This is a genomic window from Lutibacter sp. (genome assembly GCF_040883305.1).
Taxonomy (GTDB): Bacteria; Bacteroidota; Bacteroidia; order Flavobacteriales; family Flavobacteriaceae; genus Lutibacter.
Window position 1 is genome coordinate 1 of record NZ_JBFLKT010000248.1, and the last position, 11,172, is coordinate 11,172.

Consider the following 11,172-nt stretch of genomic DNA (forward strand, 5'->3'; position numbering starts at 1 on the left):
AATCTGCAATTGCAGCAGCAGGCGGAACATTAAAAATGTACGTTTCTCCTTGGAGTCCACCAGCTTTTATGAAAACAAACAATAGTATGTTACAAGGTGGAAAGCTAAAACCTGAATTTGCTGCATCTTGGGCAAAATATTATGCGAAATTTATTAAAGCTTATGAAAAAGAAGGAGTTCCAATTTGGGGATTAACTATACAAAATGAGCCAATGGCAACTCAACGGTGGGAATCTTGTATTTATACAGCTGAAGAAGAGCGAGATTTCTTAAAAAATCACTTAGGGCCAACATTAGAAAACGAAGGGTTGGGTGATAAAAAAATAATTGTTTGGGATCACAATCGGGATTTAATTTTTCAGAGAGCAAGTACTATATTAAACGATCCAGAAGCATCAAAATATGTTTGGGGTGTTGGATTTCATTGGTATGAAGATTGGAAAGACGGGGAGCCAATGTTTGATAATGTAGCAAAAGTTTACGAGGCATATCCGGATAAAAATTTAGTATTTACTGAAGGTTGTACCGAAGGTTATGATTTAAGTAGAATTATAAATGAAGATCCAAAATTAGCAGAACGTTATGGAAAATCAATGATAAACGATTTTAACAACGGTACTGTAGCTTGGACTGATTGGAATATTTTGTTAGACGAAACTGGCGGGCCAAATCATGTAAATAATTTATGTTTTGCACCTGTGCATGGAGATTCCAATACAGGTGAATTAACATTTACCAATTCTTACTATTATATCGGACATTTTTCCAAATTTATTAGACCAGGAGCAAAACGAATTTCAAGTGCTTCTAGTTCCAATAAGTTAATTACTACTGCTTTTGTAAATGAAGATAATACTGTGGTAATTGTAGCAATGAACCAAAGTAGTGAAGCATTATCTTATACAGTCACTGTAGGTTCAAAAACTGCAACCTTAAATATGCCAGCACATGCAATTCAAACAATGCTTTTAAAATAAATTTGAATTAATTTAACCAACCGAAACCAACTAAAAATTATGAATAAATCATATACTATTTCAATAAGTTTAATTGTAGCAATGGGGGGCTTTTTATTAGGCTTCGATAGTGCGGTTATTTCAGGAGCCGTAAACGGCATAAGAACTTATTTTGAAATGTCTGATTGGGAACTTGGTTTTTCAGTTGGGTGTGTAATTTTTGGTGCCATGGCTGGTAATATTACAGCAGGTCCATTAAGTGATAAATTCGGTAGAAAAAAAATACTGATATTAACAGCACTATTATTTACAGTTTCAGCATTATGGTCTGCATTTGCAACAAATTATATTTCATTTGTTATTGCTAGAATAATAGGAGGTGTTGGTATTGGAGGAGCAATTTTAATTGCACCAATTTATATTGCTGAAATTGCACCACCAAAATTAAGAGGTAGTTTGGTTTCGTTAAATCAATTAAACATTGTTTTAGGTATTTCTGTTGCATATTTTTCTAATTATTTTTTAAAAGATTTAGATGGAGAAAGTTGGAGATGGATGCTAGGTGTTGAAGCAATTCCTGCAATTATTTATTTTTTATCGCTGTTTTTAGTGCCAAGAAGCCCACGTTGGTTAATTCAAAAATTAGGCAAAGTTGAAATCGCTGAAAAAACATTGGTAAAAATTGGTGGTGAAGAATTTGCTGAAAAAACAATAAGTGAAATTCAAAGAGGTATCGACAAAAAAGAAGCAAAAGGAACCTACGCAGATTTCTTTAGCAAAAGAATGCGCATTATTGTAATTATTGCTTTTGGTTTGGCGTTTTTTCAACAAATTACAGGCATTAATGCCATATTTTATTATGCTCCAACAATTTTTGAACAAGCAGGAGGTAGTACAGACGCTTCCTTTTTGCAAGCTATTGTTGTAGGTTTAACAAACTTAGTTTTTACTTTTGTAGCCATTTATTTAATTGATAAATTAGGAAGAAAACCATTGTTAATTATTGGCACTTCTGCAATGGCAATTGCTTTATCTATGGCAACATTGGCTTTTAATAATGCTACTTATAATTTTAATGAAACTACTATAGAAAAAATAAGTAACCCGGAAATTAAAACTGCATTAAATGAGTTAAAAGGACTTTCATTTGTATCTCAAAATGAATTATTTGAAAACGTTCAACCTTTATTAAACGAAGCTCAATTCACAGAGTTCAAACAAAATGAAATAAAAAGTTTTATTAGTATAAATGCAACATTGGTGCTAATAGCAATATTATTATATGTTGCAGCTTTTGCCATTTCATTAGGTCCAGTAATGTGGACTATGCTGTCAGAAATTTTCCCTGGAAATGTAAAAGGAATTGCAATTTCTGTAGTAGGTTTCTTTAATTCCCTAGTAAGTTACACCGTAACCCAGTTTTTTCCTTGGGAACTTACCAATTTAGGGCCAACAATAACTTTTGCAATTTATGCAGGTATGGCAATTTTATCATTATTATTTGTTTTAAAATATGTTATTGAAACAAAAGGAAAAACACTAGAAGAAGTAGAAGAATTATTAATTAGATCATAATAAATAAAAATGAAAAATATAGTACTAATTGTTTTTTGCATTTCACTTTTTTATGGTTGCAATACAAAGCAATCTAAAAAAGAAACTATGACAAGTAACAAAGCTGTAAAAGTTGAATTGAAAAACAATAATGGGCAATTTCAATTATATGTAAACGACGAACCTTTTTACATTAAAGGAGCTGGTTTAGAATTTGGAAGCATTGCCTCAGTTGCTAAACATGGAGGTAATTCTTTTAGAACTTGGAGAACAGATAATGGTCAGCAATCTGGAAAAGAAGTGCTAGATGAAGCACTTAAAAATGGATTAATGGTAACTATGGGTATTGAAGTTGCAAGGGAGCGACACGGCTTTGATTATAATGATGAAGTTGCTGTAAAAGAACAATTTGAACGAATTAAAAAAGAGGTAATAGCTTTAAAAGATCATCCGGCATTGTTTATTTGGGCAATTGGTAACGAGCTAAATTTACGTGCAAGAAACCCTAAAGTTTGGGATGCTGTAAATGATATTTCAAAAATGATTCACGAGGTAGATCCAAATCATTTAACCACTACAACTTTAGCTGGAATTTCTCAACGGGAAATAGATTTAATAAAAGAACGATGTACAGATTTAGATTTACTTTCTGTACAGCTGTATGCTAAAATACTTGAGTTGCCTCAACAAATTAAAGAATTTGGTTGGGATGGTCCTTATATGGTTACAGAATGGGGTGCAACGGGGCATTGGGAAGTTCCAAAAACATCATGGGGTGCGCCAATTGAAGAAAATAGTACCCTAAAAGCAGCAAATTATTTAAAAAGGTATAAAGCAGCAATTGAAGCTGATTCATTAAAATGTGTTGGTTCGTATGTGTTTCTATGGGGGCAAAAGCAAGAACGTACACCAACTTGGTATGGTGTGATTTTAGAAGATGGTAAAGAAACAGAATCTGTCGATGTAATGCATTATCTATGGAATGGAGCTTGGCCAGAAAATAGAGCACCGCAAATAGAGTCGTTTACAATTAATAACAAAACCGCTTACGAAAATGTAATTTTAAATGCAGACGAAGAAAATTTGGCAATTATTAAAGTAAATGATATTGAGGATGATCAATTAAATTACCGTTGGGAAATATTAAAAGAAAGCACAGACCTAAAAGATGGTGGAGATTTTGAAAACAGACCAGATGCAGTTGATTTTACGGTTCTAAGTGATAAAAATGGTGAATTAAAATTTAAAGTTTCTGCAGAAAAAGGAGCTTATAGATTGTTTGGATATGTAGATGATGGACAAGAAAATGCTGCAACAGCTAATATTCCATTTAAAATAAATTAAATAAAGAGCATATTTAAAAAAATCAACCTCTTTTAAATATTAATTTGAAAGAGGTTTTTATTAAAGTTATAAAATAATATTTTGATGTATTTAGGTGAAAATAAAGCTTCTTATGAAGTTAATGAAGTAAAGGGAAATGTAGTTACTATTGGAAATGAAAGTTATTATAAAATTTCTAATGTAAATGAAATGAGACCTTTTTTTATGAGTATAGTTAGTAATTCAAACCATTGGATGTTTATTTCTAGTAATGGCGGATTAACTGCAGGAAGAAAAAATAGTAATTATGCATTATTCCCATATTATACCGACGATAAAATTACTGAAAGTGCTGAAATTACCGGAAGTAAAACCATTGTTCAAATTCATTTAGAAGGAAGAACATATTTGTGGGAACCGTTTTCAAATAGGTATGAAGGTATTTATAATATTAGCAGAAATTTATACAAAAACAGTTACGGAAACAAAGTGATTTTTGAAGAAATAAATCATGATTTAGGTGTGACTTTTAAATATGAATGGTGCTCAAGTAGTAAGTACGGATTTGTAAAAAAATCAACAATAGTTAATAACACTAACAAAACGCTTAAAGTTACTGTATTAGATGGTATTCAGAATATTCTTCCTTATGGCGTATCTTCGGATTTGCAAAATGCAAGTAGTAACTTAGTAGATGCCTATAAAAAATGTGAATTAGAAGCTACTGAAGGTTTAGGGATTTACGCATTAAGTGCTATTATTGTTGATAAAGCAGAGCCAAGTGAAGCGCTTAAAGCTAATATTGTTTGGTCTGTTGGTGTTGAAAAACCTACTTATTTATTATCGTCATTACAATTAAATGATTTCAGAAAAGGAAAAGAGATTCAGCAAGAAGTTGATGTAAAAGCAGAGAAAGGAGCTTATTTTACATGTTCAGATTTAACTTTAAATGCAAATTCAGAAAAAAACTGGATGCTTGTTGCGAATGTTAATCAAACCATTGTTGATATAAATGAAATTAAAAGAACTATAATTAATGAACAGCATTTAGCAACCAAAATTCAGGCAAACATTGAACGAGGTACCACTAAATTAATTCAGCTTACAGGTGCTGCAGATGGAATTCAATTATCAAATGATAATTTAATTAATTCAAGACATTTTTCAAACACACTTTTCAACATCATGCGTGGTGGTATTTTTGATTTTAATTATCAAATTGAAAAAGGTGATTTTATAAAATACATTGCAAACGCCAATAAAAAAGTTCTAAAAAAGAAAGAAGATGAATTGACAAATCTTCCAGAAATATTTTCATTAGAATTTTTAAAAGAACTAGCAAATAATCAAGCTGATAAAAATTTTAAAAGACTTTGTTTTGAATATATGCCGTTGAAATTTAGTAGAAGACATGGGGATCCAAGTAGACCTTGGAACAAGTTTTCTATTAATACAAAAAGTGAAATTGATGGTTCAAAAATATTAGATTATGAAGGGAACTGGAGAGATATTTTCCAAAACTGGGAAGCTTTAGCACATTCATATCCTGAGTTTATTGAAAGTATGATTCATAAGTTTTTAAATGCTACAACATTTGAGGGTTATAATCCGTACCGCGTTACAAAAGATGGTTTCGATTGGGAAACAGTAGAACCAGACAATCCGTGGTCATATATTGGATATTGGGGCGATCATCAAATTATTTATTTATTAAAGTTTTTAGAATTTATTGAAAATCATTATCCAAATAAATTATCAAACTATTTTAGTAAAGAAATCTTTGTATATGCCAATGTGCCTTACAAAATCAAAAGTTATGAGGATATTTTAAAAAATCCTAAAGATACGATTGAATTTGATGTGGAACTAGATGAAAATATAAATGAAAAGAAAACTCAGTTAGGTGCTGATGGCGCCTTGTTGCGTGATGAAAATTATTTTATTTATAAAGTAAATCTTGTCGAAAAACTATTAGTAACAGTATTAGCAAAAGTTTCAAACTTAATTCCTGAAGGTGGTATTTGGATGAATACACAACGTCCGGAATGGAATGATGCTAACAATGCTTTAGTTGGTAATGGTGTTTCAATGGTAACATTGTATTATTTAAGACGCTTTTTGAAATTCCTAGAAGAAGTAGTTTTAAAATCCGATATGGATACTGTTGAAATCTCTAGTGAATTGGCATTATTTTTTAATGAAGTTACAGCAACACTAAACAGCAACAAAAATATTTTAGCTGGAAAAGTTTCAGACAAGGAAAGAAAAACAGTGTTAGATGGACTAGGAAATGCAGCAAGTAATTACAGAACAACTGTATATGAAAAAGGTTTTTCAAGTAATAAAGAAACAGTTTCAAAATCTGATTTAGTAAACTTTACCAAAGCTACACTTCAATATTTAGATCATTCGATTGATGCAAATAAAAGAGCCGATAATTTATACCATGCCTACAATTTAATGACTGTTGAAAACAAGGATGAGGTATCAATTTCGTACTTACCAGAAATGTTAGAAGGTCAAGTAGCGGTTTTAAGTTCGGGGTATCTTTCTTCTAAAAATAGTTTGGAGGTATTAGATGCTTTAAAGGCAAGTGCTTTGTTTAGACCAGATCAGTACAGTTATATTTTATATCCAAATAAAGAACTACCAAGATTTAGTGATAAAAATAATATTTCTAAAACCGATGTTCAAAAATCAGCGTTGTTAAAACAGCTTGCTAAAGATGGTAACACTCAAATTATACAAGTTGATTGTTTTGGAAATTACCATTTCAACGGAAATTTCAACAATGCAAGTAGTTTACAAGAAGCTTTAGACAATTTACATGAATCATATCAATTACTAATTGAAAAAGATGAAGAGGTGGTTTTAGGTGTTTTTGAAAAAATATTTAATCATAAAGCATTCACTGGAAGATCAGGAACATTTTTCGGATATGAAGGTTTAGGATCAATTTATTGGCATATGGTTTCAAAATTATTGTTGTCGGTTCATGAAAGTTGTTTAAGAGCAATTGAAAATAAGGAAAGTGATGTTTTAATTGGTAAAATGTTTGATCATTATTTTGAAATTTATGAAGGAATCGGTGTTCATAAATCTCCAAAATTATATGGTGCTTTCCCAACTGACCCATATTCACATACACCAGGAGGAAAGGGCGCGCAGCAACCAGGAATGACTGGGCAGGTTAAAGAGGACGTTTTAAGCAGATTTGGCGAATTAGGTGTTTTTGTTAAAGAGGGAACCATTCATTTTAATCCGAAATTATTAAGAGAAGAACAATTTTTAAAGAAATCAAAAACTTTCAATTATTTTAACATTAATAATGAGGCAAAAGAAATTGAATTAGAACCTCAGTCGCTTTGCTTTACGTATTGCCAAATTCCTGTAATTTATAAAATGGCATCAGAAAGTGGAATAGATGTGGTTTTTAATGAAGGTCCTAGCGTACTTTTCGACGCATTAAGTCTTGATGCGGAGCGCAGTAATCAAATTTTTAGCAGAACAGGAAAAATTGAAAAAATAATAGTTTCAATAAAACGGAATTAAAGCAAATGTAATTATGAAAGCAAGGTTAATATTCTTTTTATTATTAGTAAGTGTAGCATTTTTTATGAGTTGTTCAGAAAATCAAAATAAATCAGAAATAACAGCAAAAGATATTTTAGAAAATCCTGAATATTTAGCAATTTCATATGGAGGTTATAGAGAAATTACACGTGATGTTCAGCCAACAATTGAAGAATTAAAAGCTGATATGAAAATTTTAGCAGCAATGAATGTTAAAATTTTACGTACGTATAATGTTCATTTAGAACAAGCATCTAATCTATTAAAAGCAATTTCAGAATTAAAGCAGGAAGATGCAAACTTTGAAATGTATGTAATGTTAGGCGCTTGGATAGATTGTAGAAATGCTTGGACTGACTTAGAGCCAGATCATAATGAAGAAAGTGAACGTAATGCTAAAGAAATTGCAACCGCTGTTGAATTGGCTAAGCAATATCCAGGCATAGTTAAAATTATAGCCATTGGTAATGAAGCAATGGTTCGTTGGGCAACAAGTTATTATGTACAACCAAGTGTAATTTTAAAATGGGTAAATCATTTACAAGAACTAAAAAAGCGAGGGGAATTATCAAAAGATTTATGGATTACCAGCTCTGATGATTTTGCATCATGGGGAGGTGGAGATCCTAGTTATCGCACACCAGATTTAGAAGCTTTAATAAATGCAGTTGATTATGTTTCTATGCATACATATCCAATGCATAATTCATATTATAACCCACAGTTTTGGGTAGTTCCTGAAAATGAAGCAGATTTATCAGATAAAGAACAAGTTGATGCAGCGATGTTACGTGCACTAGAATTTGCGAAAAAACAATATCAAGAGGTTTCAAACTATGTGAAAAGTATAGATTCTACAAAAACAATTCATATAGGGGAATCTGGTTGGACAACAATATCTGACGGGCATTACGGAAAAGACAATTCAAGAGCTGCTGATGAATACAAAGCAGGTACTTATTACAAACAAATGAGAGCGTGGACAAATAAGGAAAATATTTCATTATTCTATTTTGAAGCCTTTGATGAACAATGGAAAGATGCTGCAAACCCAGTTGGTTCAGAAAACCATTTCGGATTGATTAACCTAAACAGTGAAGCTAAATACGCTATATGGAATTTGGTAGATGAAGGTGTTTTTAAAGGATTAACTAGAGATGGTAAGCAAATTACAAAAACATATAATGGTAATATAAATGAGTTAATGCAAGATGTTTTAGCCCCACCATTAAAAGATAAGCCAATTGAAGAATAGTAATAGAGCACATATTTATGTTTACTTAAAAAATACGAACTAAACCAAACAATTATGACACATCACAAAACAGCACCTGCAGATATTGTTCCTTTCGGACAAAAATTAGCATTTGGGTCCGGGCATTTAGCCAATCAATTATTTCCTGCCGCTCTAGGTGTTTTTATGGTTGTGTTAGTAATGTCTTTAGGAATGAATCCGGTTTTAGCAGGTTTGTTAGGTGCGTTACCTCGTTTTATGGATGCACTTACAGACCCAATAATGGGTTTTATTTCAGACAATACAAAGTCAAAATGGGGACGCCGAAAACCATACATTCTTTTAGGAAGTGTAATTTCTGGGGTTGCATACATGATTATGTGGCAGTTAAATCCAGAAGACTCTGAAATGTACAATTTCTTTTATTTTTTAATAGTTTCAATGTTCTTTTATGTTGGTTATACAATTTTTGCGACACCTTTAATTGGCTTGGGTTATGAAATGACTCCTGATTATAACGAACGTACACGACTAATGGCAGTTTCACAATTTATGGGACAAATGGCCTGGGTAATTGCACCGTGGTTTTGGGTAATTATTTACGATCAATCGTTGTTTGAAAGTGCACCCGAAGGAGCTAAGATAATGGCTATTTGGGTTGGAGGTTTGTGTATGGTTTTAGGAATTTTACCTGCGCTATTTAATAAAGAAATGGAAGTTGATAAAAGCAAATTGAAAGACCTTTCAAAGAGCGAATTAGCAGCAAATACAAAAGAATTTATTCGAGGGATTTTATTAACGCTAAAAAATAAGCAGTTTATGAAATTATGTGGAGCTACTTTCTTCATTTTTAATGGATTCCAGACAATTGCGCAGTTTTCGTTCTTTATAATTGTTTACTATTTATTTCAAGGAGATACAGTTGCCGCTGGATCTTGGCCGGCTTGGTTTGGAACTGTAAGTGCTTTAGCTACTATGTTTTTAGTAATTCCTGTTGTTACCAAAATTTCTGAAAAAATTGGTAAAAGAAAAGCTTTTGTAGTTGCCACCTTACTATCAATTATTGGTTATGTGTTGAAATGGTGGGGATTTGACCCAGGTAATCCTTGGTTAATGTTTATGCCTATTCCATTCCTTTCTTTCGGAATTGGAGGTTTATTTACGCTAATGATGTCAATGACTGCTGATGTTTGCGATCTAGATGAATTGAACAACGGAGAGCGTCGAGAAGGAATGTTTGGTGCTGTTTACTGGTGGATGGTAAAACTAGGAACAGCCTTGGCAATGCTTACAAGTGGTGTTGTTTTACAGATGGTTGGTTTTGATGAAAGTATTAAAGTCCAATCTGTTGATACAATTACCAATTTACGATTGGCAGATATAATTATTCCAATAATTGCAGCTTTAATTGCCATTATTTTGGTTTGGCGATATAATATTACAGAAGCCAGAGCTCATGAAATAAAAGAAGCACTTGTGGTGAAAAGGGCAGAACGTGAATTAGAAGCAACAAAAAATCGAAAGTAAGTTATGGTATAAATAGATTTTTTAAGGTGACTTTATTGATTTTTATAAAAAATTAGAATACTACATATTTATTTTCGGATAAATACCTAAAGGAAAAATATGAAAAAAACAGTATTAATTTCATTCTTAGTGTTAATAACTATGAATTTAAAAGCGCAAACTCAACAAGAAATTGACATTGAGAAAAAAATTACACAATTAATTTCTAAATTAACTATTGAAGAAAAAGTAGCTCTTTGTTCAGGTAGAGATGATTGGAGTACAATGCCTATTGAACGACTAGATATTCCTTGGATTTGGCTGGCTGACGGACCTCACGGCTTACGTCGTGCTCCTGCCACTAATAAACCAGGTTATGGAGATCAGTTACAAGCAACGTGTTTTCCTACTGCTTCTGCACTTGCAGCAACCTGGGATGTGGATTTAGTATACAAAGTAGGTCAAACTTTGGGTGATGAGGCACAGGCGCAAGGTGTAAGTGTGCTTTTAGGTCCTGGTGTAAATATAAAACGCTCTGTATTGGGCGGTCGAAATTTTGAATATTTTTCTGAAGATCCAATTTTATCAGGAGAGATGGGTGCTGCTTATATAAACGGAGTGCAAAGTGTGGGAGTAGGAACTTCATTAAAACATTTTACGGCTAATAATGTTGAAACCATGCGTATGTTTAACAATTCAAATGTTGACTCGCGTACGTTGCATGAAATATACCTAACACCGTTTGAAATTGCAGTAAAAAAAGCACAACCTTGGACGGTGATGGCTTGTTACAATAGAGTTCAGGGTGAATACGGTACGCAAAGTAAATTTTTATTAACCGAAATCTTAAAAAAAGATTGGGGTTTTAAAGGAATTGTGGTTTCAGATTGGTTTGCGGTTATTGATCGTGTTGCAGCAATGAAAGCCGGAATGCATATTGAAATGCCTAAAGTAAGCACAGTAAATAATGCCATAGTTGTTGAAGCTATTAAAAATGGTGAACTTGATATAGCAGTTGTAGATGCA

Annotated in this window: 7 protein-coding genes; all 7 read left to right on the forward strand. The window is 32.2% G+C overall.

The window, feature by feature from the left end; genetic code table 11:
• The coding region (locus tag AB1Z17_RS07800; RefSeq protein WP_368051240.1) for a glycoside hydrolase family 30 beta sandwich domain-containing protein at positions 1 to 977 on the forward strand (977 nt) is incomplete at its 5' end.
• A gap of 39 nt (positions 978 to 1,016) precedes the next feature.
• Positions 1,017 to 2,531 carry a sugar porter family MFS transporter gene (locus AB1Z17_RS07805; RefSeq protein ID WP_368051241.1) on the forward strand — a complete coding sequence of 505 codons (1,515 nt, stop codon included), beginning with the start codon at positions 1,017 to 1,019 and terminating at the stop codon, positions 2,529 to 2,531.
• Between the two features lie 9 nt (positions 2,532 to 2,540).
• Positions 2,541 to 3,854, forward strand: a complete 1,314-nt coding sequence (locus AB1Z17_RS07810) for a glycoside hydrolase family 2 TIM barrel-domain containing protein (RefSeq protein ID WP_368051242.1) — start codon at positions 2,541 to 2,543, stop codon at positions 3,852 to 3,854.
• Between the two features lie 84 nt (positions 3,855 to 3,938).
• On the forward strand, positions 3,939 to 7,385 hold the full coding sequence (locus tag AB1Z17_RS07815) for a hypothetical protein (RefSeq protein WP_368051247.1): 3,447 nt from the start codon (positions 3,939 to 3,941) through the stop codon (positions 7,383 to 7,385).
• Positions 7,386 to 7,398: 13 nt separating this feature from the next.
• Entirely contained in the window at positions 7,399 to 8,661 is a 1,263-nt protein-coding gene (locus AB1Z17_RS07820) for a glycosyl hydrolase family 17 protein (RefSeq protein WP_368051243.1), read from the forward strand.
• A 54-nt stretch (positions 8,662 to 8,715) separates the two neighbouring features.
• Complete coding sequence (locus tag AB1Z17_RS07825) at positions 8,716 to 10,167, forward strand: MFS transporter (protein WP_368051244.1); 1,452 nt, start codon at positions 8,716 to 8,718, stop codon at positions 10,165 to 10,167.
• Positions 10,168 to 10,266: 99 nt separating this feature from the next.
• Positions 10,267 to 11,172: glycoside hydrolase family 3 N-terminal domain-containing protein (locus AB1Z17_RS07830; RefSeq protein ID WP_368051245.1), on the forward strand; the 906-nt coding region annotated here is incomplete at its 3' end.

What these genes read in the sequence shown, in the direction of transcription:
- AB1Z17_RS07810 (WP_368051242.1), top strand. Translation starts at nt 2,541, where the DNA reads ATGAAAAATATAGTACTAATTGTTTTTTGCATTTCACTTTTTTATGGT.
- AB1Z17_RS07820 (WP_368051243.1), top strand. Translation starts at nt 7,399, where the DNA reads ATGAAAGCAAGGTTAATATTCTTTTTATTATTAGTAAGTGTAGCATTT.
- AB1Z17_RS07815 (WP_368051247.1), top strand. Translation starts at nt 3,939, where the DNA reads ATGTATTTAGGTGAAAATAAAGCTTCTTATGAAGTTAATGAAGTAAAG.
- AB1Z17_RS07825 (WP_368051244.1), top strand. Translation starts at nt 8,716, where the DNA reads ATGACACATCACAAAACAGCACCTGCAGATATTGTTCCTTTCGGACAA.
- AB1Z17_RS07805 (WP_368051241.1), top strand. Translation starts at nt 1,017, where the DNA reads ATGAATAAATCATATACTATTTCAATAAGTTTAATTGTAGCAATGGGG.